The sequence below is a fragment of the Desulfovibrio piger genome, from assembly GCF_951793255.1.
Classification (GTDB): Bacteria; Desulfobacterota; Desulfovibrionia; order Desulfovibrionales; family Desulfovibrionaceae; genus Desulfovibrio.
Genome location: NZ_OX636706.1, coordinates 712,364 through 738,979, shown reverse-complemented (window position 1 = coordinate 738,979; position 26,616 = coordinate 712,364). Strand labels below are relative to the sequence as shown.

The 26,616-nt window shown below is 64.0% G+C and carries 19 protein-coding genes and 1 pseudogene; 10 read left to right on the top strand and 10 right to left on the bottom strand.

Features of this window, described 5'->3' with window-relative positions; genetic code table 11:
* The first annotated feature begins 95 nt into the window (after positions 1-95).
* The 8 genes from Q4I12_RS03555 to Q4I12_RS03520 all read left to right on the top strand — a co-directional run bounded on the left by Q4I12_RS03555 (position 96) and on the right by Q4I12_RS03520 (position 9,120).
* Positions 96-680 (top strand): 4Fe-4S dicluster domain-containing protein, encoded by a 585-nt coding sequence (locus Q4I12_RS03555; RefSeq protein ID WP_006008589.1) that lies wholly within the window; start codon positions 96-98, stop codon positions 678-680.
* Complete coding sequence (locus Q4I12_RS03550; protein ID WP_204625994.1) at positions 677-1,597, top strand: CoB--CoM heterodisulfide reductase iron-sulfur subunit B family protein; 921 nt, start codon at positions 677-679, stop codon at positions 1,595-1,597. Before Q4I12_RS03555 ends, Q4I12_RS03550 begins: the two co-directional genes overlap by 4 nt.
* Positions 1,594-3,555 carry a CoB--CoM heterodisulfide reductase iron-sulfur subunit A family protein gene (locus tag Q4I12_RS03545; protein ID WP_006008592.1) on the top strand — a complete coding sequence of 654 codons (1,962 nt, stop codon included), beginning with the start codon at positions 1,594-1,596 and terminating at the stop codon, positions 3,553-3,555. Before Q4I12_RS03550 ends, Q4I12_RS03545 begins: the two co-directional genes overlap by 4 nt.
* On the top strand, positions 3,543-4,991 hold the full coding sequence (locus tag Q4I12_RS03540) for a hydrogenase iron-sulfur subunit (RefSeq protein WP_302260584.1): 1,449 nt from the start codon (positions 3,543-3,545) through the stop codon (positions 4,989-4,991). Before Q4I12_RS03545 ends, Q4I12_RS03540 begins: the two co-directional genes overlap by 13 nt.
* The gene (locus Q4I12_RS03535; protein WP_168934711.1) at positions 4,988-6,040 is read left to right on the top strand and encodes a 4Fe-4S dicluster domain-containing protein; all 1,053 of its coding nucleotides are present in this window, start codon (positions 4,988-4,990) and stop codon (positions 6,038-6,040) included. Before Q4I12_RS03540 ends, Q4I12_RS03535 begins: the two co-directional genes overlap by 4 nt.
* Before the next feature lie 442 nt (positions 6,041-6,482).
* On the top strand, positions 6,483-7,343 hold the full coding sequence (locus tag Q4I12_RS03530; protein WP_050760339.1) for an FAD/NAD(P)-binding protein: 861 nt from the start codon (positions 6,483-6,485) through the stop codon (positions 7,341-7,343).
* Between the two features lie 413 nt (positions 7,344-7,756).
* Entirely contained in the window at positions 7,757-8,185 is a 429-nt protein-coding gene (locus Q4I12_RS03525) for a TOBE domain-containing protein (protein WP_302260583.1), read from the top strand.
* 176 nt (positions 8,186-8,361) lie between these two features.
* Entirely contained in the window at positions 8,362-9,120 is a 759-nt protein-coding gene (locus Q4I12_RS03520) for a GntR family transcriptional regulator (RefSeq protein WP_302260582.1), read from the top strand.
* A gap of 92 nt (positions 9,121-9,212) precedes the next feature.
* On the opposite strand, the gene Q4I12_RS03515 is transcribed toward Q4I12_RS03520, so the two are convergent.
* The 4 genes from Q4I12_RS03515 to Q4I12_RS03500 all read right to left on the bottom strand — a co-directional run bounded on the left by Q4I12_RS03515 (position 9,213) and on the right by Q4I12_RS03500 (position 13,985).
* The gene (locus Q4I12_RS03515; RefSeq protein ID WP_302260581.1) at positions 9,213-11,051 is read right to left on the bottom strand and encodes a TRAP transporter permease; all 1,839 of its coding nucleotides are present in this window, start codon (positions 11,049-11,051) and stop codon (positions 9,213-9,215) included.
* 95 nt (positions 11,052-11,146) lie between these two features.
* Positions 11,147-12,148: a TAXI family TRAP transporter solute-binding subunit gene (locus Q4I12_RS03510; protein ID WP_302260580.1), complete on the bottom strand. Its 1,002-nt coding sequence runs from the start codon at positions 12,146-12,148 to the stop codon at positions 11,147-11,149.
* Between the two features lie 35 nt (positions 12,149-12,183).
* On the bottom strand, positions 12,184-13,338 hold the full coding sequence (locus Q4I12_RS03505; protein ID WP_302260579.1) for a mandelate racemase/muconate lactonizing enzyme family protein: 1,155 nt from the start codon (positions 13,336-13,338) through the stop codon (positions 12,184-12,186).
* A gap of 188 nt (positions 13,339-13,526) precedes the next feature.
* Positions 13,527-13,985, bottom strand: coding sequence for a nuclear transport factor 2 family protein (locus Q4I12_RS03500; RefSeq protein ID WP_168934710.1), 459 nt, complete (start codon positions 13,983-13,985; stop codon positions 13,527-13,529).
* A 178-nt stretch (positions 13,986-14,163) separates the two neighbouring features.
* Here Q4I12_RS03500 and cysK point away from each other — a divergent pair, with 178 nt between their 5' ends.
* Positions 14,164-15,081 carry a cysteine synthase A gene (gene cysK, locus Q4I12_RS03495; RefSeq protein WP_302260578.1) on the top strand — a complete coding sequence of 306 codons (918 nt, stop codon included), beginning with the start codon at positions 14,164-14,166 and terminating at the stop codon, positions 15,079-15,081.
* 273 nt (positions 15,082-15,354) lie between these two features.
* Here the strand turns inward: cysK and mgtE are convergent.
* From mgtE to Q4I12_RS03460, 6 genes and pseudogenes are all read right to left on the bottom strand, one after another.
* Positions 15,355-16,736 (bottom strand): annotated as a pseudogene (gene mgtE / locus Q4I12_RS03485) (magnesium transporter).
* 1,066 nt (positions 16,737-17,802) lie between these two features.
* Positions 17,803-18,444: a type B chloramphenicol O-acetyltransferase gene (gene catB / locus Q4I12_RS03480; RefSeq protein WP_302260577.1), complete on the bottom strand. Its 642-nt coding sequence runs from the start codon at positions 18,442-18,444 to the stop codon at positions 17,803-17,805.
* Positions 18,445-19,144: 700 nt separating this feature from the next.
* On the bottom strand, positions 19,145-20,065 hold the full coding sequence (gene speB / locus Q4I12_RS03475) for an agmatinase (protein ID WP_297159975.1): 921 nt from the start codon (positions 20,063-20,065) through the stop codon (positions 19,145-19,147).
* Positions 20,066-20,747: 682 nt separating this feature from the next.
* Positions 20,748-22,382 (bottom strand): L-lactate permease, encoded by a 1,635-nt coding sequence (locus Q4I12_RS03470; RefSeq protein ID WP_006008626.1) that lies wholly within the window; start codon positions 22,380-22,382, stop codon positions 20,748-20,750.
* 299 nt (positions 22,383-22,681) lie between these two features.
* Positions 22,682-23,431, bottom strand: a complete 750-nt coding sequence (locus Q4I12_RS03465; RefSeq protein WP_204625988.1) for an MnmM family RNA methyltransferase — start codon at positions 23,429-23,431, stop codon at positions 22,682-22,684.
* 2 nt (positions 23,432-23,433) lie between these two features.
* The gene (locus Q4I12_RS03460; protein WP_168934705.1) at positions 23,434-23,955 is read right to left on the bottom strand and encodes a hypothetical protein; all 522 of its coding nucleotides are present in this window, start codon (positions 23,953-23,955) and stop codon (positions 23,434-23,436) included.
* 302 nt (positions 23,956-24,257) lie between these two features.
* Between Q4I12_RS03460 and Q4I12_RS03455 the strand changes: the two genes are divergently transcribed.
* Positions 24,258-26,615, top strand: a complete 2,358-nt coding sequence (locus Q4I12_RS03455; RefSeq protein ID WP_302260576.1) for an ATP-dependent helicase — start codon at positions 24,258-24,260, stop codon at positions 26,613-26,615.
* Position 26,616 lies beyond the last annotated feature (1 nt).

Below are 26,616 nucleotides of genomic sequence, written 5' to 3'. Positions count from 1 at the left end.
CATGTGTGCTTTGGCTGGATTTTTTCATGCAGACGCGCTAGTCTGCTGCAAATTGGTATGTCTTTGTCCTTCAGACTCTAACCTTGAGAGTTTCCATGAACGACGCCATTGATCTGACCCGAAAGCGTGACCGCGACTTCACCGCCGCGGTGGAAGCGCAGAGCGGGCAAAACGTCTCCACCTGCTACCAGTGCGGCAACTGCTCGGCTGGCTGTCCTGCGGGCTTCGTCTATGACCTGCAGGCCAACCAGATCATGCGTGGCGTGCAACTGGGTCTGAAAGACCAGGTGCTGAACTCCCGCTCCATCTGGATGTGTCTGTCCTGTTCCACCTGCAGCCTCCGCTGCCCCAACAACATCGATGTGGCCGAGGTCATGGAGACCCTGCGTCACATGGCCCGCAAGGAAGGCCGCGTGGCCGTGCCCAAGGTGGAAAAATTCTGGTTCTCCTTCCTCGATACCGTGCGCAAGTTCGGGCGGACCTACGAGATCGGCACCATGGTCCTGTACATGTTGCGCTCCCTGCGCGTCTTCACGGACGTGGACCTGGCTCCCCAGGCCCTGGCCAAACAGAAGCTGGGCTTCAAGCCCCATTCCATTCCCAACGGCGGCGCCGAGGCTGTGGGCCGCATCATGACCCGCTACAAGGAACGCGCCAAGCGTGAGGGGGTGCGCCCATGAGACTTGCCTACTATCCCGGCTGTTCGGCCAAAGGCTCCTCGGCCGATTACGAAATGTCCACCCAGGCCGTGTGCGGCGCCCTGGGCATGCGTCTGGAAGAGCTGCCCGACTGGAACTGCTGTGGTTCCACGCCCGCCCATGCGGTGGATACCGAACTTTCCGCGGCCCTGTGCGTGCGCAACCTGGACATCGCCGCCCGCACCCAGGCCGACATGGTGGTGACGCCCTGTCCGAGCTGCCTCTCCAACCTGCGCCATGCGGCCAAACGCATGGAAAAGCCGGAGTTCCGCGCCCGCGTCAACGAGCTGCTGGACAACCCCGCGGCCGAGAGCTTCCCGCCCGTGACCTCCGTCATGCAGGGCATCGCCCAGATGTACGACGCCAAGGCCATCGCCAGCCGTGTGAAGCGCAGTCTGCGCGGCCTCAAGCTGGTGGCCTACTACGGCTGTCTCATGAGCCGTCCGGCGGAACTCATGCAGTTCGGGGATCCCGAGAACCCCACCCTCATGGAAGAGCTGCTGGGCGCCTGCGGCGCCGAGATGCTGGACTTCCCGCTCAAGACCGAGTGCTGTGGCGCCTCCTTCGGCATCCCGGAACGTCCCATGACGGCGCAGCTGTCGGGCCGCATCCTCGAAGTGGCCACCAACATGGGCGCCGACGCCATCGTGGTGGCCTGCCCCCTGTGCCAGATGAACCTGGACCTGCGCCAGAAACAGGCCATGAAGGGCGTGGACCGCTATTTCAATATGCCGGTGCTCTACTACACCCAGATGATGGGCCTTGCCTTCGGCATGCTGCCCAGCGAACTGGGCCTCGACAAGCTGGTGGTCAGCGCCAATGCCCTGGTGGAGCGCATCCTCGACACCCAGCGCGAAGACGCCCAGAAGGCCCAGGCCCCCGAAGGAGATAAAGCATGAGAATAGGCGTTTTCATCTGTCACTGCGGCAGCAATATCGGCGGCACCGTTGATTGCGCCAAGGTCGCCGAGACGGCCCGAGCCTATCCCGATGTGGTCTACGCCGTGGACCTCATGTACTCCTGCGCCGAGCCCGGCCAGGCCGCCATCGAGGCGGCCATCCACGAGCACAAGCTGGACGGCGTGGTGGTGGCCTCCTGCAGCCCGCGCATGCACGAGCCCACGTTCCGCCGCACCGTGGAACGCGCCGGCCTGAACCGCTACATGTTCGAAATGGCCAACATCCGCGAGCACGTCTCCTGGATCGGCAAGGACAAGGTGGCCAACACCAACAAGGCCGCCGAACTGGTGGAGATGGCCGTTGCCAAGCTGCGCAACAACAAGCCGCTGTTCTCCAAGTCCTTCGACATCAACAAGCGCGTGCTGATCATCGGCGGCGGTGTGGCCGGCATCCAGGCCGCCCTGGACTGCGCCGACGGCGGCGTGCCCGTGGTGCTGGTGGAACGCCAGCCCACCATCGGCGGCAAGATGGCCAAGCTGGACAAGACCTTCCCCACCGTGGACTGCTCGGCCTGCATCCTGGGCCCCAAGATGGTGGACGTGGCCCAGCATCCCAACATCACCCTGTACGCCATGTCGGAAGTGGAAGACATCTCCGGCTATGTGGGCAACTTCACCGTCAAGATCCGCAAGCGCGCCACCTATGTGGACTGGAGCCTGTGCACCGGCTGCGGCGCCTGCACGGAAAAATGCCCCAGCAAGAAGACGCCTGACGCCTTCAACGAATTCACCGGTCCCACCACGGCCATCAACATCGCCTTCCCGCAGGCCATCCCCAAGAAGGCGGTCATCAATCCCGAATATTGCCGTCAGATGACCAAGGGCAAGTGCGGCGTGTGTGCCAAGGTCTGCCCCACCGGCGCCATCAAGTACGACATGCAGGACGAGGTCATCACCGAGGAAGTGGGCTGCATCGTGGCCGCCACCGGTTACGACCTCATGGACTGGACCATCTACGAGCAGTACGGCGGCGGCAAGTACCCCGACGTCATCACCTCCCTGCAGTACGAACGCCTGCTGTCCGCCTCCGGCCCCACCGAAGGCCACATCAAGCGTCCTTCCGACGGCAAGGAGCCCCAGAGCGTGGTCTTCATCCAGTGCGTGGGCTCGCGCGACAAGTCCATCGGCCGTCCCTACTGTTCGGGCTTCTGCTGCATGTACACCGCCAAGCAGGCCGTGCTGACCAAGGACCACATCCCCACTTCGCAGTCCTACGTCTTCTACATGGACATCCGTGCCCCATCCAAGCTCTATGACGAGTTCACCCGCCGGGCCATCGAGGAATACGGCACGGAATACATCCGCGGCCGCGTGTCCAAGATCTACCCCGACGGCAATGGCCAGTACATCGTCAAGGGCGTGGACACCCTGCTGGGCCAGCCCGTGGAGATCCGCGCCGACCTGGTGGTCCTGGCCGTGGGCATCGAAGCCAGCAAGGGCTCCCCGCAGCTGGCCGAGAAGCTGCGCATCTCCTACGACAGCTACGGCTTCTTCATGGAGAGCCATCCCAAGCTGAAGCCCGTGGAGACCAACACCGCCGGCGTGTTCCTGGCCGGTGTCTGCCAGGGCACCAAGGACATCCCCTCGTCGGTGTCCCAGGGCTCGGCCGCCGCGGCCAAGGTGCTGGCGCTCTTTGCCCGCGACAAACTTGAAAATGACCCGCAGATCGCGCAGGTGGACAACAAGCGCTGTGTGGCCTGCGGCAAGTGCATCCGTTGCTGCCCCTTCGGCGCCATCACGGAAGTGGAATTCCGCGGCGAGAAGAAGGCGCAGGTTATCGAAACCGTATGTCAGGGTTGCGGTGTGTGTACCTCCACCTGTCCGCAGGGGGCCATCCAGCTTTCGCACGCTACTGACAATCAGATCCTTGCGGAGGTGAATGCCTTATGCCAGTGCTGAATGGCAAAGAACTGCGGATCGTAGGCTTTCTTTGCAACTGGTGTTCCTACGGCGGTGCCGACACCGCCGGGGTCGCCCGTGCCACCCAGCCCACCGACCTGCGTATCATCCGTGTCCCCTGTTCGGGCCGCATCGACCCGCTGTTCATCGTGCGCGCCCTGCTCAACGGTGCGGACGGTGTGCTGGTGTCGGGCTGCCACCCGCGTGACTGCCACTATTCCGCCGGCAACTACTATGCCCGCCGCCGTCTGGAAGTGCTCAAGCAGTTCCTGCCCGTGCTGGGCATCGACGAGCGCCGCTTCGAGTACACCTGGGTCTCGGCTTCCGAAGGCCAGCGCTGGCAGCATGTGGTGACCACCTTCACCGACCGCATCCACAAGCTGGGCCCCGCGCCCCGCTTCGAGGATCCCGAGCCGCTGCTCAAGGTGGTGGACATGGCCCTCACGTCCCTGCGTCCGCTGGGCACCGGCCAGAACGCCAAACTGGACGAGCTCAAGGCCGCCATCAAGGCCAAGCTGCCCGAACTGGACTGCGTCATCGGCTGGCAGCAGGGCTACGACGCCGTGCATACGGTGCCGCTGTTCATGCGCACGCCCGAAGACGTGGACAAGCTGGTCTGGGGCCCCTTCAACGTCAACAACCCCGCCACCTACCTGCCCAGCTTCAAGGGCAAGAAGGTGGGCATCGTGGTCAAGGGCTGCGATTCCCGCTCCGTGGTGGAACTGTTGCAGGAAAGCCTCATCAACCGCGACGACGTGACCATCTTCGCCATGCCCTGCGAAGGCACCCTGGACATGGCCCGCGTGGACAAGGAACTGGGCCGCTACAACAAGATCGACAGCGTGGTCTATGACGAGGCCGGCGTGACCGTCACCGCCGACGGCAAGGAACACCGCTTCTGCATGACCGAATGCGCCCAGGGCAAATGCTACGGCTGCACCATGCCCACGGCCCAGCTGGCCGACACCCTGGCCGGTGCGCCCACCACGGTGGAAGGCACCCCCGGCACGCCGCCCGAGCTGGCTCTGCTGGACTCCATGACCCTGCCCGAACGCATGGCCTTCTGGCGCGGCCAGATGGAACGCTGCCTGCGCTGCTACGCCTGCCGCAACGCCTGTCCCATGTGCGTGTGCCGCGACTACTGCGTGGCCGAGAGCCGTGATCCCCACTGGATGACCCAGGAAGACAGCGTGCGCGAAAAACTGTACTTCCAGACCATCCACGCCCTGCACCTGGCCGGCCGCTGCACCGGTTGCGGCGAATGCCAGCGGGCCTGCCCCGTGGGCATCCCGATCCTGGCCCTGCGCCAGCAGATCGGTCGTGCCGTGAGCCAGCTCTTCGACGGCTACAAGGCCGGTATGGACCCCGAGGCCGTGCCGCCGCTGCTGGGCTATGAGCTGGAAGAAAAGAACATCCATGAGAGGGAGTGGAAATGAGCATAACCCGTTTCGTCACCGCTGACGGCCTGCCCGCCTTTCTGGCTCACCTCTCCAAGAGCGCCCGCGTGCTGGCCCCGGTAGAGAAGCCGGGCAACAAGACCGCGGTCGTGTTCGAGCCCTGGAAGGAAGGCAAGCCCTTCACCCTGGCCAAGGCCACCGTGCCCGCCAAGGAAGCCGTGCTGCCCCAGTGCGAAGTGCTGGTGCGCTACAGCAAGACCAAGGATCCCAATGATCCGGGCAAATGCACCATGACCCTGGACGATACGCCGCAGGCCGAGCCCACCGTGGTCTTCGGCAGCCGTCCCTGTGACGCCCGCGGCTACGTGACCCTGGACCGGCCCTACCTGCACGGCCCCTTCGCGGACCCGTACTACAAGGCCCGTCGTGACCAGCTCACCGTCATCACCCTGACCTGCCCCAGCGGTTGCAGCACCTGCTTCTGCCACTGGGTGGGCGGCGGTCCCACCTCGCCGGAAGGTTCCGACGTGCTGATGACCGAAGTGGAAGGCGGCTATGTGCTGCAGGCCATGACCGACAAGGGCGCGGCCCTGCTGGAAGGCAGCAGCCTGGCCGACGGCGCCGACCGCTTTGCCGATGCCGAGGCCGCCCGCAAGGCCGCCTGGGCCAGCCTGGAAAAGGCGCCCAGCCTGGCCGAAGCTCCGGCCAAGGTGGCCGCCCGCTTCGAGGATGTGGAGTTCTGGCAGCAGGAGACCGACCGTTGTCTGTCCTGCGGGGCCTGTACCTACTTCTGCCCCACCTGCTACTGCTTCAACATCACCGACGAAGGCGACGGCCTCAACGGCCGTGAGGGCCGCCGTCTGCGTACCTGGGACAACTGCATGTCGCCCCTGTTCACGCGTGAAGCCAGCGGGCACAATCCCCGTACGGCCAAGGCCCTGCGCATGCGCAACCGCGTGTCGCACAAGTTTGCCACCTATCCCGAGAACTGGGGCGCCTTCTCCTGCAACGGCTGCGGCCGCTGCGTGAGCAACTGCCCCGTGCATCTGGATATCCGCGCCATCGTGCTCGACGCCATCAACAAGTAGGAGTTCGTTCATGGCTACCAAGAAAACTACCACCTGGAGCAAAAGCACGAAGGCTGCCGCCAAGCCTGCCGCCAAGCCCGCAGCCAAGACCAAGAAGGCTGCCGCTGCGGCTGCCCCGGCAGAAGCCGCGGAAGTGGCCGTGCGCGGCACGGACAGCCCCGTGCTGAAGGAAAGCCATGCGCCCGTGGTCAAGGAAAGCCCGGTGCCGGCCGAAGCCGTGAAGGCCGAAGCCCCCGCCGTGGCCGAACCCGCCCAGGCTCCCGCCGTGGCTGAAGAAAAACCCGCCCGTACCCGCAAGAGCAAGGCCGCTGCCAAGCCCGCCGAAGCTCCCGCGGAAGAAGCCCCCAAGGCTGAAGAAAAGCCCGCCGAAGCTCCCGCCCCCGCGGCGGAAGCCAAACCGGCCGCCAAGCCTGCCGTCCTCAAGCCCCGTGCCGACGGCGGCATGCTGCGCGAGATCACGCCCCGTCCCCAGCAGGCGGGCAACCCCTACAAGCCCATGCTGGCCACGGTGGTGGAGACCATCCAGGAGACCGGCAACATCAAGACCCTGCGCGTGGTCCTGGACGATCCCGAGCAGATGGCCAACTTCACCTATGAGCCCGGCCAGGTGGGCCAGCTCTCGGTGTTCGGCGCCGGTGAATCCACCTTCGTCATCAACACCCCGCCCTCGCAGAAGGAGTACCTGCAGTTCTCCGTCATGCAGGCCGGTGAAGTGACCTCCGCCATCCATCGCCTGAGCCCCGGCGACAAGGTGGGCGTGCGCGCCCCCCTGGGCAACTTCTTCCCTTACAATGACTGGAAGGGGAAGAACATCTTCTTCGTGGGCGGCGGTATCGGCATGGCCCCCATCCGTACCATCATGCTGCACGTGCTGGAACACAAGGCCGACTACGGCAAGGTGAGCCTGCTGTACGGCGCCCGTTCGCCGCGCGACATGGCCTTCAGCTACGAGCTGGACGGCTGGCTGGCCAACCCCGACCTGGATTGCACGCTCTGCATCGACAATCCCTACGAAGGCTGGCCGCACAAGGTGGGTCTGATCCCCAACGTGCTGACCGAGCTGAACCCCAGCCCGGACAACTGCGTGGCCGTGCTCTGCGGCCCGCCGATCATGATCAAGTTCACCCTGCAGGCCCTGGAAAAACTGGGCTTCCAGCCCGAGAACATCGTGACCACGCTGGAAAAGCGCATGAAGTGCGGTATCGGCATCTGTGGCCGCTGCAACATCGGCAGCCACTATGTCTGCGTGGACGGCCCGGTGTTCACCATGGCCCAGCTCAAGGAACTGCCGCCCGAACTGTAGGCCGGCATCTTTGCTGCGTTTGAAGGAAGGGGTCTTCGGACCCCTTCTTTTTTTGTGCCCTGGCCGGGGAGCGTCCCGGTACGACGGCGGCAAAAACGTCTGTCCGGGAGAGGTGTCCGTCCCCCCTGCCGGGCACGGGGAAGAAATGCCGTGATTCCGCTGGGCAAGATGTACTATGTCACGATTTAATGACTTAAAAATCACTATTTTGTGACAATCAATCGTGACTATCTTTTTTAAACATGATGAAATAATTTATTTTTTCTTAACTGGTAAATTTTCCTGAAAATTGTCTGTCAAAAAGCGTGAATTTTCATCCGGGGACGTTTTCGTACCCTTTACAGCCCCTTTCCTTGTGCGTATATCCCCCTTGCGTAAGTACTCAACCTCCCACCGACATAAGGAGAAAAAATATGGAAACCAGCGCTCGCAATACTTTCTGGGGCACCATCAGCTCCGTGCGTCCCGGCGCCGTCAATGACGAGATCGAACTGACCATGCCTTCCGGCACCAAACTGGTGGCCTCCATCACCAAGGCCAGCACCGAACGTCTGGGCCTGGCCGAAGGCAAGGAAGCCTGCGCCCTGGTCAAGGCCAGCATGGTCATCCTGATGAACGATGCCGACCAGTACATCCTCTCCACCCGCAATCAGTTCTGCGGTACCGTGAAGAGCGTGACCCCCGGCGCCGTCAACGGCGAAGTGGTGGTGGACCTGGGTGCTGACGGCGAAATGACCTCCATCATCACCATGGGCAGCATCAGCAAGCTGGGCCTGGCCGAAGGCAGCAAGGTGACCGCCATCGTCAAGGCCACCAACGTGATCATGGCCGTCAAAAAGTAGTTTTGCACGATCCGATCGTTGCTGGGGGCCGCACTTTGGGGTGCGGCCCTTTTTTCATTTTTGGCGGGACGTTACGAAAATGCACGAATTCCGGGGGATGACTGGCGAAAGCAAATTTTGACTTTGGGCAAAATTCGGCTATGACAAGGCATACTGCTTGCTCCAAGGTCTGTGAAATGAAGAATGCATCCTGTCTTGAAACTACGCTGCCTCCCATCCAGTTCCGCCATCCGGGGCCGCCGCTCTATCAGCAGCTGGCCGACCAGCTGCGTCAGGCGATCCTGGACAAGAGCCTGCACCCCGGCGAGAAGCTGCCGACCCTGCAGCAGATGGCCTCGCTGTGCGGTGTGGCCCGGGTGACGGCCCGCCAGGCCGTGCAGCTGCTGGTCAGCGAAGGGTATCTGGAAGCCCGCCAGGGGCGCGGTACGCATGTGGCCCAGCAATTGCCCCTGCGTCCCTGTACCAATATGCGGACGTCCTGGAGCGCCCTTATCAAACGTATCGAAGGCGCCAGCGTGGAGTTGCTGGCCGCGGACGAAGTGACGGTCTGTCCGTTGCTCAGCGCTGAACAAAAAGGGGTCCCCGCGGCCTGTTACCAGTACATGAAGCGTGTCCATATCAAGGACGGCGTACGCTTTGCCTTCATCGATCTTTACCTGGACAAGGATATCTACGATCTGGCCCCGGAGCGTTTCAATGCCACGACGGTCATCCCCGTCATGGACGAGCTGGGCGTCGATGTGACCACGGCCCGGCAGATCCTGACCATCGGCATCGCCTCGCCCGAAGCGGCCAACCATCTGGGCATCGCCTGCGGCATGCCCGTGGCCCAGGTGGAGCGCTTTGCCTGCGATAAGAGCGGCAAGGTGGTCTATGCCGCCAGCATGGTCCATCCCGGTGACAGGGTACGTTTCGAGATAGATCTTGTCCGTTAGCTGCGCCGGTCTCCTTCAGGCCGGGCCCGGCAGCAGAAGAGCCCCGTACAGAGTACGGGGCTCTTCTGTTTGGGAAGGAGGAGAAAAAAGAGCTATGCCGTCCGGCGCTGCCAGATGATGTGGCCCGCCAGCAGGGCAAGCATGGCTCCCGTCAGGCCCAGCAGCAGCGGGGCGGCCAGGATGTCGCCGTAGACCGTCAGCCAGAAGGAGCCCGTACAGACCAGCAGGGAGACGAGATAGTCCACAGGCCTGAAGATCCGTACCATGGCGCCGTAGAGCAGGGCGTCCAGGCTCATCAGGCCTGCCAGGATGCACAGCAGGGAGCAGACGGACCAGGCCATGTTGCTGAAGTCAAGGGAGAACAGGGGATTGTACACGATCAGGAAGGGCAGGATGAAGCCGCTCAGCGACAGGCGGAAACCGTGGACGCTGGTGATGGCGTAATTGCCGCCGGAAATGCCCGTGGCCGCCAGGGAAGCAAGACCCACCGGGGGCGTGACCGCTGCGATGATGGAGAAATAGAAACAGAACATATGTGCCGGCAGCAAAGCCACGCCCATGGGGGTCAGCGTAGGAATGATGATGATGGCGCACAGCGCATAGGCGGCCGCCGGAGGCACGGCACAGCCCAGGATGAGCGAGACGATCATGGTCACCACCAGGGCGATGAACAGATGGCCGCCCGCCAGCATGTGGATGAGGCTGGCCAGCTTGCTGCCGAGGCCGGTGGAGATGAGCGTCTGGGCCACCATGCCGATGAGCGCCAGGGAGATGCCGATCTTGGCCCCTGTGACGGCGCCGCTGACCAGCGACTGGATGAGTTCCTTCCAGGTGGGGCGGGTGTCCTTGATGGCAAAACCCACCACCAGGGTCACGATGCTGGCCCAGAAGGCGGTATTGGCCGGGCTGTAGCGCAGCAGGAGCATGGCGAAGATCAGGCCGATGGGGATGATGAAGATGAACACGCGGCGGCGGATCAGGCCCCAGTCCACATCCAGCTGGACGGTCTTCAGATCCTTGCGCACGGAGAGGAACTGCACGCCCATGGCCACGGCAAAGTAGAAGAGCACGGCGGGCAGGATGGCCGCCAGCATGACCACCGCATAGGGCTGGCCGATGAAGGTCGCCATCATGAAGGCGGCCGCACCCATGACGGGGGGCATGAGCTGGCTGCCCGTGGCCGAGCAGGCCAGGATGCCGCCGGCTTCATCCACGTTGTAGCCGGAGCGGTTCATGTAGGGCAGCACGAAGGGGCCCGTGATGGCCACATTGGCCACAGGAGCACCGGAGACCATGCCGATGAGGGAGTTGGAGAACACGGCCGTGAGCCCGGCCCCGCCACGCAGGCGGCGGCCCAGGATCTTGCCGGCTTCCATGAGCAGGCCTTCCACCTTGAAGATGCCCAGCAGCGAGCCGAAGACCACGAACAGGAAGACCTGGTCGGCGCTGATGGACATGAACAGGCCGTACAGCCCGGACAGGCCCACACTGAGCATGGAGACCACATAATCAAAGGAAAAAACAGGATGATGGAGCGGGCCGCTGAGCATGTGTCCAAGGAAGAAGTAGGCCACGAAGACCACGGCCACGATGAGCAGCGGCAGGCCCCAGCTCAGCCAGGTGCACAGGGCCGTGCCCAGCATGAGGCAGATGCCGACGATGACGGCTGCCTGGGTGGGGAAGCCCTGGGACATCTCCAGTTCTTCCGTGTTCAGATAGACATAGGCACAGCAGATGAGCGTCACGAGCATGCAGGCATACAGCAGGAACTTGACGGCCTTGTTGGACGTCTTGCGTGCGTAGCTCATGAAGATCAGCAGGAACAGGAAGGAAAAGTGGATGGTCTGGTGTTCCCACTGCGATAAATACAGGTACTGGGAGGCAATGGCGTGGTAAAGCACCATAGCCAGAGCGCCGCCACGAAAAATCATGCTGGATGCAAGTTCTCCCGCTCTCATAATCGTCTCCATCGTCTCCGGGATGTGTCGCCGGGCCGCCGGAGCGGCCCGGCTCAGGGGAGTGTCGGTTACAGCAGGCCTGCTTCCTTGTAGGCACGCAGGGCTCCGGGGTGGATCTGTTCGGGGCTCCAGCCCTTGATGAGGCCTTCACGGCTCATCAGGGCGCCCAGGGCGTGGTACTGCGCAAAGGCATCGATGTTCTCGATCATGGCCTTGGCCAGGATGTAGGCGTATTCTTCGGGGAAGTCGGGATGGGCGAACAGACCGTGGGTATCGGCCCCGATGAAGATGGGGGAGGTCTGTCCTTCCACGGAATTGGCGGGCACGCTGAAGGGGATCAGCTGGATGTCCTTGGCAGCGGTCTTCTTGACGGCATCTTCCGTCCAGTCGAGGTGATGCAGGTCACGCCCGGAGGCGACCACTTCCACGGTCTGGGGCGCAGGAGAGAACTTGCCGCTGATCGGATCCATGTAGCCGCCGATGGTGGCGGCGTCCACCTGGCCGTTGACCAGGGCGGTGGCGGCTTCGCCCGTACCTACATACTGGATGGACAGGCTCTTGTAGAAATCGTCGGAATAACCGCAACGCAGCAAGGCATCAGGCTCGTAGCCCCAGATGGCCTGGGGGATGCGGCCCATGGCGATGCGCTTGCCGCGCAGGTCGCTGATGGACTTGATGGATTCGTCCGCAGTGACGAGCCAGGTAGCCGTATAGGTGTAGCTGCCGATGAGCAGCAGCGGGGTACGCTTGGCCGGGAAGGGCTTCTTGCCCTGGGCGGCCAGCCAGTTGATGCCCTTGGAGGCCGTGCCCACGGTGTTCTTGCGGGCGGCCGGATCGGCATTGAGCTTGTTGACGTTGAATGCCTGGCCGGGCGTTTCCGCATGCGAGATGAGGATGGGGTAGTCACCCTTGTTGACGATGTTTTCCAGCGCCGTGCCCAGCACATAGCTCCCGGTACCGAAAGGCGTGCTCAACAGGTTGATCCTGACTTTTTCAGCGGCTCCGGCCAGACCGGAACAGAGGGCCAGGGACGTGACGATGAGACAAAGGCAGGTAAGAAAACGCTTCATGATCGCCTCCTGTAGATGACGGGACGTGCAGGCATTCAGCGGCATTCGGCCCGGTAAGTCACAAGGTTTTCCACAGCATCCAGATCGGGTTCCACGCCGAGCCCGGCCGCATCGGAGAGGGTGATGCGGCCTTCCCGGACGGCCGGGAAGGGACGGGCCAGCAATTCGCGCAGGGGGTTGGGGTTGCAGTCCACTTCCAGCAGGCCGTCCCCGCCCACGGCAGCCAGCAGATGGGCGGAGGCCAGCAGGCCGATGCCGCCGCCAAGGTAGTGGGGGCAGTAGCGCAGGCCCGCCTTGAGGACGGCCCGGGCCACCGGCAGGCAGTTGCTCAGACCGCCCCACTTGCAGATGTCAGGCTGGATGACGCCGAGGTGGCGCCGGATGATGGCGGAGGAAAATCCGGTATGGCTGCGGATGTTCTCGCCCGCGGCCAGCGGATGGGGCGCTGCGGCGGCCAGCGCCGCCCAGTCCTCGACAGGGCTGTCGCAACGCAGGGGTTCTTCGATCCAGAGCAGCGGCCAGTGGCGCAGCTTTTCAAAGCCCGCCAGTGCCTGCCGTCGTGTCCAGGCCTGGTTGACGTCCACAGCCAGTTCTTCGCCCGGCAGCAAGGCGGCGAAGGCTTCTTCCAGGTTGGCGGCATCGCTTTCCTCGGAAAAGCCTATCTTGATCTTGAAGCAGCGGTAGCCTTCGGCACGGGTGCGCCGGATGGTCCCGGCGATGTCGGGGTGATTGATGCCGCTGGCGTAAACAGGCATGGAGCCGTCACCAGAGCCGCCCAGAAAACGGTGCAGGGGCAGGTCCGCGCGGCGGGCCGCCAGATCCCACAAGGCTATGTCCAGGGCTGCCAGTGCCTGGGACATGGGGCCGGGCTCATCGGCCTGCAGGCGCAGGACTTCCAGCTGTCCGGCGATCCCCGCGGACAGGGCGGCCGGACTGCTCCAGGGCTTGCCGATGACCTTGGGGAGGATGGCCGTCTCCAACAGGCGTGCCCTGTGTTCGGCACCACAGGAGGGAAAGTTGCACCAGGCTTCGCCCCAGCCATGCATGCCGTCTTCATCTTCCAGACGCAGCAGGACCGCAGGCCTGTCATGCATGATGCCGAACGAGGTACGAACAGCTTTTTCGATGGGCGCCCTGAAAACGAAGATCTCCGCTGAGCGCACCGGGGCCGTTACCAGATCTGTCGCCATGGTCTTCCCCCTTGCTGATGTGGAAGAGAGTTGTTCTCAATTGGTATATTGATACTATTCATAGTATCAATATAGTGTCAACCGTTGCGAGGGCACTTTTTATGAAATTTTTCAAAAAATTGGTCGGGCAAAAGGACAAAAAAAAGGCTGCCCGCGGGCAGCCTTGAAATGTCGAATCCGGGAGGGGATCAGCGGATGGCGCAGTTGCCGTCACGGCAATCCTGCGAGGGGACCACGGGCGTGGCCTGGAAGAGGACGATCTTGGTCTCCTTGCCGACCTTGTTCAGGACCATGGTATAGCGCATCAGGCCTTGGGGCAGGGGGGGCGTGGCCGAGCCCTTGAGCTCGCCGTTGGCCGTGACCAGGGTCACGTCACCCATGACGGTGCTGCGCATGTTGCTGAGGCGGATACGGTCGATGACCAGCTTCCTTTCCTTGAGGCTCGCCAGGAAGTGTTCCTTGTCCTGGATATGCCCGTTGGCGCTGACATGCCAGTAATTGGGGGCCAGGAGCTTGTCCAGGGACTCCACATCACCGGTCATGAGGGCCTCGGCATACAGTTCGGTCACATCAGCCTTGGCCAGGGCCGCACCGGCAAAGATCAGGCTCAGGGCCAGCGATACAAGGAACATACGGAACAGCTTCATGATGCATCCTCCTTTGGAGCTAGGGATGGACGGTACCTGTTATAAAAACGATACGGGGCATCATGAAAGCTGTCAAGCTGCGTCCCTTGTCAGGCCCGGCGCCGATTTGCAAAACATGCCCGGCTGGCATATATTGATGTTCTTCTTTTTATTCCCTGACTTTTAGCAAGGATACAGCATGCTCACCAATATTCTGCAAAGCATCGGCAGAACACCTTTGCTGCGTCTGAACGCTCTCGGCGCAGATCTGCCCGGTACGGTCTGGCTCAAGCTCGAAAACCGCAATCCCGGGGGATCCATCAAGGATCGCGTGGCCTTCCATGTGATCGACAAGACCATGGAGTGGGGCGACATCGAAGCCGGCGGCACCATCGTTGAGGCCACCAGCGGCAACCTGGGCATCGGCATCGCCCTGGTGGCTGCCGTGCGGGGCCTGCACTGCGTGCTGACCATGCCCGATTCCATGAGCGTGGAGCGCCGCAACCTGCTGCATGCCCTGGGCGCGGAACTGGTGCTGACCCCGGCCGCCGAAGGCATGAAGGGGGCCATCAAGGTCGCGGAAAAACTGGCGGAAGAGCGCAACGGCCTGCTGTTCGGGCAGTTCTCCAACCCGCTGGCCGTGGAGGCCCATTACCTCACCACCGGCCCCGAGATCCTTGCCGACAGCGTGGGCCATATGGACGTGCTGGTGGCCGGTGTGGGTTCCGGTTCGTCCATCACGGGCACGGGCCGCTTCCTCAAGGAGAACATCCCCGGCTTCAAGGTCATGGCCGTGGAACCGGCGGAATCCCCCATCCTTTCCGGCGGACAGGCCGGACAGCACGGCATCCAGGGCATCGGGGCCAATTTTGTGCCCTCCATCCTGGACCGCAGCCTGCTGGACGAGATCATCCAGGTGCCCACGGCGGAGGCCATGGCCACGGCACGCCGCCTGATGCGCCTGCAGGGCGTGTGCGCGGGCATCTCCACCGGCGCCAACGTTCTGGCCGCCCTCAGCGTGGCCGCCCGTCCCGAGATGCAGGGCAAGAACATCGTGACCTTCGCCTGCGATACCGGCGAACGTTACATGTCCACGCCCCTGTTCCGTCAGGACTAGTTTTTGCGGGAGGCCCCGGGGCCTCCTGATGACGAGCCGTAAAAAAGCCCCCTCCATGAGGGGGCTTTTTTTGTGGCCCTGGTGACGGCCATGCATGGCCGGGTACAACTCGCCGGGGGAGCCAGGGAGGGCCCTTGCCTCAGGGCCGTCGCCGGGCAGTCCGCAAGGGTATCTGGAGGGATACGGGGACTTTTGCGGCATCTGCGCCAACGCCGGGGGACCTCACCAGGGCACAGCCGAGGCCTTCCCCCGTTGGGCGTCACCGGATCCTTCTTAGCCCGCCTGCTGCAGCAGATCGCCCAGGAAGGCGTAGGCGAAGGCAAAGTAGATGAACACGCCCACCAGATCCATGATGGAGGTGATGAGGGGCGAGGACAGGGTGGCGGGGTCCGTGCCGATGCGCCGGGCCACGAAGGGCAGGAGCACCCCGATGATGCCGCCCAGCACGGTGCAGACCAGCATGCTCAGGCCCACCACCAGCAGCACGTCCAGGTCGATGCCCTTGGAGAACCAGGCCAGCACGGTCTCCATGGCGGCCACCACCAGGCCCAGGGCGGCGGCTACGGCAGTTCGCGCCGGACGACGCGCCAGACGTCCTGCCAGCGCAGGCTCACGTCGCCCAGCGCCATGGCCCGGATGACGAGGGTGGCCGACTGGCTGCCCGCATTGCCGCCCATGTCCACGATGGGCGCGATGAAGGCCGCCAGCACGATGACCTGCGACAGGATCTCTTCCTGCGCGGCCACGAAAGTGCTGGTGACGACGCCGAACAGGGTCAGCAGCACCAGCCAGAACACGCGCACGCTGAACATCTTGCGGAAGGGGGATTCCAGAATGTCCAGGTCGGTGCCGTCGGTGGTCACCGTACCGCCAAAGCGGGCCAGCTGGGTGGCGTCTTCCTGCTTTTCGATGTCCATGGCGTCGTCCACGGTGACGATGCCGACCATCTTTTCCCCGCCGTTGATGACGGGCAGGGCCAGCAGGTCATAGCGGCCGATGAGCTCGGAGGCCTTGCTCCGGGGCCACTGGGCCCGCGCGAACACGGGATCGCGGCGCATGATGTTCCTGATGGTCAGGGAGTCATCGGCCAGCAGTAGCTCGCGCAGGGAAAGGGTGCCGCACAGATGCCCTTCCTTGTCCTGCACATAGATGACGTAGATGGTCTCCTTGTCGGCGGCGGTGGCCCGCACATGGGCCAGGGCCTGGGCCACGCTCATGTCCGGCAGCACGGCCACATAATCCGAGGTGGTCACCGAACCCACGCTGCCTTCGGCATAGGCGGCCAGACGCAGGATGTCTTCACGTTCGCCGTGGGCCAGGGCGGGCAGCAGGCGCTGGCGGGCGGCTTCGTCCAGATCGTGGAACAGGTCCACGCGTTCGTCGGCGGCCATGCCTTCGAACAGGGCCACCACGGTCTCGCGGGGCAGTTCCTGCAACAGGCGGCTCTGGCGCTCTTCGGAAAAATACACGAATACTTCGGCCAGCGCCCCGGCCTTCAGGCAGGGCAGCAGGCGGGCCACGTCACGGCTCTTCAGGGTCTCCAGGGCCTCGGCCATGTCGGAGGGGTGGACGCTCTCCACCAGTTCGGCAAAGGCTTTGGTGTCGTGGCGGGCGGACAGGTCGCGCACGGTGCGCAGCAGATCTTCACGGATCATGGTCTTTCTCCTTTTTTTTCTTCAGCGTGCGGGATGGGGACGGCAGCAGGAGGACGGCAGGGGCCGCCCGAAGGCCGCCTGCGATCCGGGGTCATGCGGCCGGGCACGGAAGAGGAGAAAACCGTTATGCGTCCGGGGGACGGAAGGGATCAGGTTCAGGTCATGGACGGTGACGCCAGAGGCGACCCGGCGGGCCTGCTGTGGTTTTTTGAGGATCATGACAGACCTCCCCAAGGTTGGAATGCTGGGGGCAGGCGCGTGCGAAGGCAGGCGCGACCACGGACGACGGGAGGGGGGGCAGGGTGACTGTCCATACGTCGGCTCCTTTGGTTGGGGGTGTTCTTGATGAAAGCCTTCCTGCGGACGTCAGGGCAGACGCGCGGCATGACGGCAGGTCGTGCCGTTGCGTACCGGTACGGGACGTGTGCGGGCCGTGCCGCAGGCTGGTTAGCTGCAGGCCTGACGCCGCAGGCAAAGATGAACGATGACGGAAGGCCATCCCGCAGGGCAGGGCCCGGCAGGATACGGCAAAGGGGACGTGACGGCCTGTCAGCAGGCAGAGCGCATCACGGACGTCCGGCCCATGACGGGAATGGACGAGCGGGAAGGATGCAGGACATGACGACGTGTCCGGAAGATGATCCGGTCACGGACGGGGCCGTACTGGGAGACAGACGGCGGAAAAAGACGGGAACGGGACATGGAGACCTCCTCGCAGGGCTGGTGCCGCCTGCGGGAAGGTGGACGCAAGGCAGGCGATCAGCGTGACGGGACAGATACCTGGATACTGGGAGGGATGGGACTGTCAGATGACATGGGAACTCCTTGCGTGACATGGCCGTCAGCTCGACGGCCCGTTTCCTATGGCACAGATAGGAATAGAAGTCCAGCAAAAAAGCCGGGATAGCGATGACGTCACAAAAAAGTCGTCACGGCGCAGGGCTGCAGGGAGCTTGCCGTCGCATATGCGCTCTCCGGCCGGAAGCCAGGGCCAGCGGCGTCTGCCCGGACAGGGAGAGGCCTGTTTGTCCGGGCAGGCATCCTGCAAGAGCGGCAGGCGGCAGCCTTAGTCCTGCACGGCATTCCGGCCGCTGCGCCAGAACTCGTGGAGCCGTTCCACCTGGCCGGAGCAGAGCAGGGGCATGGCCGCGTTGATACGCTCCAGCGGCCAGTCCCACCAGCGCATCTCCAGCAGCATGGCTATCCGTTCCGGGCTGAAGCGTCGGCGCAGCTGACGGGCGGGCATGCCGGCCACCACGGCATAGGGCTCCACGTCCGCGGTCACTACGGCGCGTGCGGCGATGACAGCGCCGTCTCCGATGCGTACGCCGGGCATGATCATGGCTTCCGTACCGATCCAGACGTCGTTGCCCACCACGGTGTCCCCGGCGCGGACGAAGCCGTCCACGGCCCCCTGGAAGCCCGCCTCTTCCGGCATATAGAAAAAGGGGAAGGTGGCGATCCAGTCCATGCGATGGCCCTGATTGCCCGCCATGATGAAGCTGGCGCCGCTGCCGATGGAGCAGAAGGAACCGATGATGAGCTTGTCCACGTCATCGCGTTCCGGGCTCAGATAGCGGGCACAGTCGTCGAAGCTGTGGCCGTGGTAATAGCCGGAGTAATAGCTGTAGCGGCCCGCACGGATGTTGGGGTTGCGGATCTGCTGGTCCAGAGGGACGCCCTTGAAGGGACTTTCAAAAAAATTCATGGCGCTTCCTTGCGGGAGGCAGGGGGGAGAAGGAGTTTTTTGAAGCATTTCGTTCCTTTTCCCGGAGCATCGCCGTTCCTGACGGCCACGGTCTTGTGGCCACCATCCGGTCAGCTCCCCCCTCCCAATACGTTTATCCGGTTGCGTATGGCGGTCCCGTCTTCGGGCAGCGGGGCTGTCGTCGTGCGTTGCCGCGGGCGGGCCGGGAGTCGGGAAAGCATGGTAGCCGGGGCCTGTGGAGGATGCAATGGCTGTGGCCGGTCGGACCACGGGAAGGCGGCGTATCCATGCACGCAGAGCGTGCCGCAGGCACGACAGCCTGCCGTATCGGAACAGGGCCGCAGCGGACGGGCTTTCTGAGATCGCTCCTCTGTGCGAGGATGGTCGAAGCAAAAAAAAAGCCTGTGCCCCGTTTTGGGACACAGGCAGGAAAAGCAGGCTGGTGAAGGGGAGTTTGAGGGGAAAGCCCTCTCGCATCGACAGCAGAGATGCGACCGGATGGCGGCCGCAGGCCGTGCCCGTTGCGACGCAGGAAGCTACGGGCATCGACAGCAGAGATGCGACCGAATGGCGGCCGCAGGCCGTGCCCGTTAGCGAGAAAGACGCCTCACGGGATCACCGGCAACGAGGATGGGCCCTGAAACTCAGCGCCGTTGGCGATACGGGCCCGACGGATATCGCCGGCAGGATGCCCCGGCCGTTATGCCTTGCGGGGCAGACCGGCGCGCTGGGCAAAGCCCATGAGGGCGTGGGTGAGCTTGGCGGCGGTGAAGTCCGCATGATGCAGGCCCGGCAGGGGAGCCAGCTCCACCACGTCCATGCCGACCATGCTGCGGCCCTGCAGGCAGCGCTCGATGAGCAGCAGGGCCTGATGCCAGAACAGACCGCCGGGCGAAGGCGTGCCCGTGGCGGGCATCAGCGAGGCGTCCAGACCGTCCACGTCGAAGGTGATGTAGAGGCGGCGGGGAAAGTCCGCGGGCAGGGGCTGTTCCGGCAGGCCCTGGCGGAAGAGGATGTCGGCGTCATAGTGCAAGACATTGTACTGGCGGCGCACCTCCACTTCTTCGCGGCAGAAGTCGCGCATGGCGAACTGGGCCAGCGGCAGGCCAAGGTCGGCCACGGCCCGGTGCATGACGCTGGCGTGGGAATAGATGGAGCCTTCATACTGGGAACGCAGGTCCGCATGGGCATCGAACTGCACCACGCCAAAGGGCTCGCCCGTACGCGCGGCCTCGGCGGCCAGGGCACGCAGGGCGCCCAGGCTCACGGTATGCTCGCCGCCCAGGATGACGGGCAGGGCCTTGCAGCGCAGGGCGTGGGCCGTGACGGCTTCGATGCGGTCCAGCACGGTCTCGATGGGGGCATCACAGTCCACGGCAGGGGCGGTGTACAGGCCCGCTTCTCCCGGAGCGCTGATGCCGTCCCAGGCCTCCAGCTGCTGCGAGGCGGAAAGGATGGCGGCCGGGCCGTGGGCGGTGCCGCCCCCGTAGGAGACGCTTTGCTCCAGCGGGACGGGGATGATGTGGAAGGCGGCCTGTTCCGGCCGGGCCGGTTCGTATTCCGAGGCCAGGAAATGGCTTTCGTCGAATTCCTGATGACAGACGGTGACGGGGCTGGACATGCTCGTGTCTCCAGACAGAAAAACGGCCTGCTGGGGGGGCAGGCCGTTTAGGTTGAACTGTCAGTAAGAAAGGAAGGTACTTAGCTTACTGCATAAGGCGTGCCAAAATATCCAGCGAGGAATGTTTTTCTATCTTACTGTTTTTGTTGTTTTTATTGTTCGCTATGAGCGAAAAGGCCGTTTAATTTTTTTTACATAAGCCCTGCCGGAGCCATACGGGGGGACAAAAATATTGCACACTTCCCTTTCCAGGGGGGGCCGGTCAGGGCTGCGGCGGTCCGGTACGGCCGCCGGCTGCGGTGCTTTCCGGGCGTTTTTTTGCCCATTCCGGGCAGGTCGGGTCCTGGGGGCACGCCGTCCTGCCTCCCATACTATGGGGAGCGGGGCCGCTGCAAGAAAAAAGCGGGAGCGGTCAAAAAAGCTGGCTTCGGGCGCGGCAGCACCGCCTTGCCGGTTCAGGGATTTTGTCCCTGGACCGGCCGTGTGTCGGGAGAGGCGTGCGGGCGGGAAAGACGCTTGTGGAAGCGGTCTGGGCCCTGTCCGGGCAGAGCTGCCATAGCCGCCGGACGGCAGCGGGGAGCCCATCGCGGCAGAAGGCCGCCAGACACAGGAAAAGGGCCCCGGAAGACCGGGGCCCTTGCCGACGTTGGTCTGTCAGGCCCTCAGGCCTGGGCCATACCCGTTAGGGCAGCATCCAGGAAAGGGGACCAGCCTGCAGGTAGGCCAGCACGCAGAGCACCAGGGTCATGCCGATGCTGTGACCGATGGTGAAGCGGAAGAGCTTGCCTTCCTGACCGGCATTGTTGGTGGCGGCGGTAGCCACGGACAGGGACTGGGGCGAGATCATCTTGGCGGTCACGCCACCGGAGGCGTTGGAGGCCACGGCCAGTTCGGGGCGCATGCCCACGGCCAGGGCGGTGTCCTTCTGCATGCCGCCGAACAGGGCGCAGGAGGACGTGTCGGAACCGGTCAGGAACACGCCCAGCCAGCCCAGCAGGGGAGAGAAGAAGGGGAACAGCCAGCCGGTGTGGGTGAAGGCCAGACCCAGGGTGGAGCTCATGCCGGAGTAGTTCATCAGGTAAGCCAGGCCCAGGATCATGGCGATGGTCAGGATGGGGAAGGTCAGCTGCTTCAGGGTACGCATGAAGCAGGCGATGGCCTTGCCGTAACCGTACTTGGGCATGAAGGGCACGGACACCAGACCGGACAGCAGGATGGCGGTACCGCCAGCGGACAGCCAGTTGAAGGTGAACTTGGCGCCGTACACGGCGTCAGCCTGCACGATGGGGGCGGTCTTCATGACTTCGCCATCCAGGCCGGGCCAGGAGATGTTGAACACGGTGCCGGGCAGGCCGTTGAGGATGGCCTTGAAGGAGCCCAGGCCCCAGAAGAACACGAACACGGCCAGCACCAGGTACGGGGCCCAGGCGCGCAGCACGACGGCCAGAGGATAGCCCTGGCCTTCCAGGTTGGAGGGAGCTTCGCCTTCGAAGCGGAAGATGCTCTTGGGCTGCCAGACCTTGAGCAGCAGCATCAGGGCCACGATGGTGGCGATGGCGGAACCGATGTCGGGCAGGGTCGGGCCGTGGAAGTTGGCCAGCAGGAACTGGGCGCCGCCAAAGGCCACACCGGCCACGATGATGGCGGGCAGCACTTCCATGGAACGCTTGAAGCCGCACATGACCACGCAGACCCACAGGGGCACGATCAGGGACAGCAGGGGCAGCTGACGACCGGCAATGGCGGAGACGGTCATCTGGTCAAGGCCGGACACCTGGGCGGCCACGATCAGCGGCACACCGATGGCGCCGAAGGCCACGGGGGCGGTGTTGGCGATCAGGGCGATACCGGCGCCCCACAGCGGGGTGAAGCCCAGGCCCACCAGCATGGCGGCGGCGATGGCCACGGGGGTGCCGAAACCGGCGGTACCTTCGATGAAGCAGGAGAAGGCGAAGGCGATGAACAGGGCCTGCAGACGACGGTCGTCCGTCAGGCGGGCCAGGGAGTCTTTGATGATCTCGAACTCACCGGATTCCACGGTCATGTTGTAGACCCACACGGCCGTGATGACGATCCAGACGATGGGGAACAGGCCGAAGCAGGCCCCCAGGGCCACGGAGTTGACTGCCAGGCCTACCGGCATTTTCCAGACCAGGATGGCCACCAGCAGGGCGCCCACCAGACCGGCCACGGCGGCGATATGACCTTTCGCCTGCCGGAAAGCCAGCATGTAGAACAGAATGATCAGCGGTACGGATGCCGCCAGTGCCGACAGGCCGATGCCTCCCAGAGGTTCGTAAACCTGAGTCCAAGCCATCTTTCTCTCCCTTCTACTAGAAAAGCGTGCCGTCGGTCCGTCCGGCCCCTGCCCGAGGACAGGCGACACAAATACATCCTTAGCGCTAAGATTATGCTGGCAATGATGAAAATGCAATAGGTTAGAGATAAAAAGGGGGCTATTTTCGCTTTTTTTCGGTAAAGAAAATTTCTTTTAATTTATTGAATTTAATAACTATTTTTATGCTATGAAATAGTTCATGAAATATTTTTTCAAACTTTTTCTGACAGGAAAATCCTGTAAAAAAAGCCCCTTCCGGGGCTCTTCCTGTCTGCGGATCAGCGCTGCCGCACCGGCAGGCGTTCGGCCAGCAAAATACTTTCGCCGTGGGTCTCCCGGTTGGCGTCCCGGCAGTGCAGCACACGCCAGCGCCGCGGCTCCAGACGGGCCAGTCTTTGGGCAAGGGCGGCTTCTTCGGCGGCGCCGCCTTCATGGCCGGTATAGCAGTGCAGGCTCAGGCAGCCCTGCGGGGCCAGCCGCTCCAGCAGGGCATCCACGGCCGCCAGACTGCCCGCCGCCGTAGTGGTGCAGCGTTTGTCCGTGCCCGGCAGGTAGCCGAAATTGAAGATGCCCGCCAGCAGGGGGCGTTGCCTGTCCGCTTCGGACAGGGCGTCCAGCAGCTCCGGCAGGGCCGCGTGGGAATGGAGGACGAGACGAATGTCCGTCGTCCCGGAAGGGAGGGGGGACAGGGCGCAGGCCGCCGCTGCCGAGGCACAGCAGCGCGCCGCCATGCCTGCCTGCTCCAGTCGTGCCCGGCTGGCCTGCAGGGCGGCCTCCTGGATGTCCAGGGCCAGCAGCAGGCTGCCCGCCGGGGCCTGACGGGCCAGGAAGAGGCAGTCGTGGCCGTTGCCGGCCGTACCGTCCAGCAGCAGGGGGGGCTGCCCGCCGCCGTTGTCGCGCCAGGCCGCCAGGGCCCGGAGCACGGCGCTGTGCGCCACGGCGTCCAGAAGCGAAGGCCGGGGCGGTCGCAGGACCGTCCCGGCGCGGAATGGGCTTGCCGCCCCGGAGGCGGCCACAGGATCTGCCATGACTAGTGGGTGGTGCCGTTACCTTCGGCGCGCGGCGCGGCCATGCGGGTGGCCAGTTCCTTCACCTGGTCCGTGGAACACCACTGGGCGAAAAGTTCGCGCCAGCTGCCGAACTCCATGAAGTTCTGGTCCAGCTGGTTCTCGTGCATCTGCACCCAGGCGTTGAACAGCTGCATGCGGGTCTGGAAGGTGGTGCTGTCGAACACGGTCTCGGCCATGCGCTGGGGCATGACCTTGCCGTCCAGGTGTTCCATGACGAAGGAACAGACGGCCTGCTGCGACAGGGCAAAGCTGATCTCCTTGCCGTTCAGGCTCTCGGCCAGGGGCAGCAGATCGGGGTACAGCTCCTTGATGCGCTGCATGCCCTGCTCGGGGATGGCCACGAACAGGGGCTTTTCCGCGCCTTCTTCCACCGGCGCATCCAGCTTTTCAGTGAGGAAATAGAAACGGATCCAGTTCTCGAACATCACGGTTTCCAGGATGCGCAGGACGGCATTCTGGAATTCTTCTTGAGGCGTAGGCATGGAAAATCCTTTGTGCAAAAAATTTCAAGCTACTTTACGATTCCCGTCCGGCGGCGTCAACTGGTGGAGGGATTTTCCTTTTTCCATTGGGAGGAGGCATGGATGCGAGGGAAAGGAAAACAGGAGAGGTCTGCTGGTCTGCCTTTGTGCCGAGCCTTCTTCTTTGCCGAAATCTCTCACCATCCATAGGCGCACCATCACGTCGGCCGGGATGGCTGCCGCTCTTTTTCGGCCCGCGCCGGAGCGGCCTTCCCCCTTCCCCGCCACTGGCCTGCCCAGCGCCTTTATGCTAATCTGTAACGATGATTGATTACGCGCACGCGCTCAACAGCGCCCAATACGAGGCCGCCACCTGCGGCGACGGGCCGGTCCTGGTAGTGGCCGGCGCCGGTTCCGGCAAGACCCGCACCATCACCTACCGCCTGTCCTGGCTGGCGGATCACGGCGTCCCGCCGGAATCCATGCTGCTGCTCACCTTCACCCGCAAGGCGGCGCAGGAGATGCTGCAGCGGGCCGCGGCCCTGTCCGACCATGCCCTGAGCCTGGTGCAGGGCGGCACCTTCCACTCCTTCGCTTTCGGCGTGCTGCGCCGTTACCGTCCCGACTGGCTGGAGGACCGCCCCTTCACGGTCATGGACAGCGCGGACATCAACGCGGCGGTCAAGGCCTGCAAGGACGATCTCCGGCTGGGCAAGGGCGACCGCTCCTTCCCGCGCACCCAGGCCATCGTGGGCTTTTTGAGCAAGGCCCGGAACAAGGAGATGCGCCTGGACGAGGTCCTGCAGCGCGAGGCCTTCCACCTGCTGCCCTATGCCGAGCCGCTGATGCAGCTGGGCGAGGCCTACGATGCCTATCGCAAGGAAAAGGGCCTGCTGGACTACGACGACCTGCTGTTCGAGCTGGAGCATCTGCTGCGTACCAACGAGCGCGCGGCCGAGAACCTGCGCCGCCGCTACACGCACATTTTGGTGGACGAATATCAGGACACCAACCTGGTTCAGGCCCGCATCGTGCGTCTGCTGGCCGGGCCGGAGGGCGAAGGCATGCCGCCGGGCAACGTCATGGCCGTGGGCGACGAGGCCCAGTCCATCTATGCCTTCCGTGGCGCCAACGTGCGCAACATCCTCGATTTCCCCAAGCTTTTCCCCGGGGCCCGCATCATCCGGCTGGAGGAGAACTACCGCTCCACCAAGCCCATCCTGGACGTGGCCAACAACCTGCTGGAAAACGCCACGGAATCCTTCCGCAAAAAACTGTTCACCCGCAAGGAGGGCGGCGCGCCGGTACGTCTGGTGACGCCCCTCAGCGACATGAGCCAGGCCAAGCTGGTGGTGCGCCGCATCGAGGACCTGCTGACCCGGCACCTGCCGCACGAGATCGCCGTGCTCTTCCGGGCGGGGTTCCATTCCTACCATCTGGAAATGGCCCTCAACCAGGCGGGCATCGCCTTCCGCAAGTACGGCGGCCTGCGCTACACCGAGGCGGCCCACGTCAAGGACGTCATGGCCTACGCCCGCCTGCTGCTCAATCCGCTGGACATGCCCGCCTTCTCGCGCGTGGCCGAGCTGCACGAGGGCATCGGCCCCAAGACCGTGCTCAAGCTCTACAACGTGGCCCAGAGCGCCGACGGCCCGGCCCTGGACAAGGCCTGTGCCCGCTTCCCCTCCTTCCGCGAGGACCTGCGCTTCATCGCCGAGATGCGCGCCCGCCCGCTGCATCCGGTGACGGCGCTGGAGCTCATCGTGGACCATTACCGCCCCGTGCTGGAGAGCCGCTATCCCGAAGACTGGCCCCGCCGCCAGCAGGGACTGGAAGAGATCCTGCAGATGGCCTCGGGCTACAACGCCCTGGACCTGTTCCTGGCCGATCTGGCCCTGGATTCCCCCGACGAGGAAGACGAGGACAACGAGGGCCGCATCACCCTCTCCACGGTGCACTCGGCCAAGGGCCTGGAGTGGAACGCCGTGCTGATCATCGACCTGGTGGAGGACCGCTTCCCCTCGCGCCACGCCTTGGCACGGCCCGAAGATTTCGAAGAAGAACGCCGCCTGATGTACGTGGCCTGCACCCGCGCCCGACAGGAGCTGGACCTGTATTCGCCGGCCACCATCTACAACAAGGCCGAACAGGGCACGCAGCATGTGGCCCAGAGCCCCTTCGTGCGCGAGCTGCCCGCCGGGCTGACCGAGGAGTGGGTGGAAAGTTACGGCGGCGGCCTGAGCAAACGGGCGCGCGGCGGCATGTTCGCCGATCCCTTTGGCGGCCGTCCGGCCCCGTCCGGCCCCGGCGCGGGCTTTGGTCGCGGCCGTCATGCGGGCCTTGCCGCCCCTGCCGGGCTGAGCCCGGCCCAGCGTCTGGCCGCCACCCGCGCCCTGCAGGATGCCGATGACTGCCAGCTGCCCCCGGACGAACGGCCGGGAGGCACCGCGGGGGGGCGTCCGGCTGCTGCGCCTGCCGCTTCCGCCGCTGACGCTGCCGGAGGTTCGGTGCTGGCGGCCGCCGGGGCCGTGGCCGCGGGCAAGCGCCCCTGCTTCTGTCGCCACAAGATCTTCGGCCGGGGCAAGATCCTCGGCCTCATGCCCCCGAACAAAGTACAGGTGAGTTTTGCCGGTTTCGGGATCAAGGTCATCCTGGCCGACTATCTGCAACTGGAGGACTGAT

What these genes read in the sequence shown, in the direction of transcription:
- Q4I12_RS03540 (WP_302260584.1), top strand. Translation starts at nt 3,543, where the DNA reads ATGCCAGTGCTGAATGGCAAAGAACTGCGGATCGTAGGCTTTCTTTGC.
- Q4I12_RS03535 (WP_168934711.1), top strand. Translation starts at nt 4,988, where the DNA reads ATGAGCATAACCCGTTTCGTCACCGCTGACGGCCTGCCCGCCTTTCTG.
- speB (WP_297159975.1), bottom strand. Translation starts at nt 20,065, where the DNA reads ATGTCCAGCCCCGTCACCGTCTGTCATCAGGAATTCGACGAAAGCCAT.
- Q4I12_RS03510 (WP_302260580.1), bottom strand. Translation starts at nt 12,148, where the DNA reads ATGAAGCGTTTTCTTACCTGCCTTTGTCTCATCGTCACGTCCCTGGCC.
- Q4I12_RS03530 (WP_050760339.1), top strand. Translation starts at nt 6,483, where the DNA reads ATGCTGCGCGAGATCACGCCCCGTCCCCAGCAGGCGGGCAACCCCTAC.
- Q4I12_RS03550 (WP_204625994.1), top strand. Translation starts at nt 677, where the DNA reads ATGAGACTTGCCTACTATCCCGGCTGTTCGGCCAAAGGCTCCTCGGCC.
- Q4I12_RS03505 (WP_302260579.1), bottom strand. Translation starts at nt 13,338, where the DNA reads ATGGCGACAGATCTGGTAACGGCCCCGGTGCGCTCAGCGGAGATCTTC.
- Q4I12_RS03455 (WP_302260576.1), top strand. Translation starts at nt 24,258, where the DNA reads ATGATTGATTACGCGCACGCGCTCAACAGCGCCCAATACGAGGCCGCC.
- cysK (WP_302260578.1), top strand. Translation starts at nt 14,164, where the DNA reads ATGCTCACCAATATTCTGCAAAGCATCGGCAGAACACCTTTGCTGCGT.
- Q4I12_RS03555 (WP_006008589.1), top strand. Translation starts at nt 96, where the DNA reads ATGAACGACGCCATTGATCTGACCCGAAAGCGTGACCGCGACTTCACC.
- Q4I12_RS03500 (WP_168934710.1), bottom strand. Translation starts at nt 13,985, where the DNA reads ATGAAGCTGTTCCGTATGTTCCTTGTATCGCTGGCCCTGAGCCTGATC.
- Q4I12_RS03460 (WP_168934705.1), bottom strand. Translation starts at nt 23,955, where the DNA reads ATGCCTACGCCTCAAGAAGAATTCCAGAATGCCGTCCTGCGCATCCTG.
- Q4I12_RS03545 (WP_006008592.1), top strand. Translation starts at nt 1,594, where the DNA reads ATGAGAATAGGCGTTTTCATCTGTCACTGCGGCAGCAATATCGGCGGC.
- Q4I12_RS03470 (WP_006008626.1), bottom strand. Translation starts at nt 22,382, where the DNA reads ATGGCTTGGACTCAGGTTTACGAACCTCTGGGAGGCATCGGCCTGTCG.
- Q4I12_RS03525 (WP_302260583.1), top strand. Translation starts at nt 7,757, where the DNA reads ATGGAAACCAGCGCTCGCAATACTTTCTGGGGCACCATCAGCTCCGTG.
- Q4I12_RS03465 (WP_204625988.1), bottom strand. Translation starts at nt 23,431, where the DNA reads ATGGCAGATCCTGTGGCCGCCTCCGGGGCGGCAAGCCCATTCCGCGCC.
- catB (WP_302260577.1), bottom strand. Translation starts at nt 18,444, where the DNA reads ATGAATTTTTTTGAAAGTCCCTTCAAGGGCGTCCCTCTGGACCAGCAG.
- Q4I12_RS03515 (WP_302260581.1), bottom strand. Translation starts at nt 11,051, where the DNA reads ATGATTTTTCGTGGCGGCGCTCTGGCTATGGTGCTTTACCACGCCATT.
- Q4I12_RS03520 (WP_302260582.1), top strand. Translation starts at nt 8,362, where the DNA reads ATGAAGAATGCATCCTGTCTTGAAACTACGCTGCCTCCCATCCAGTTC.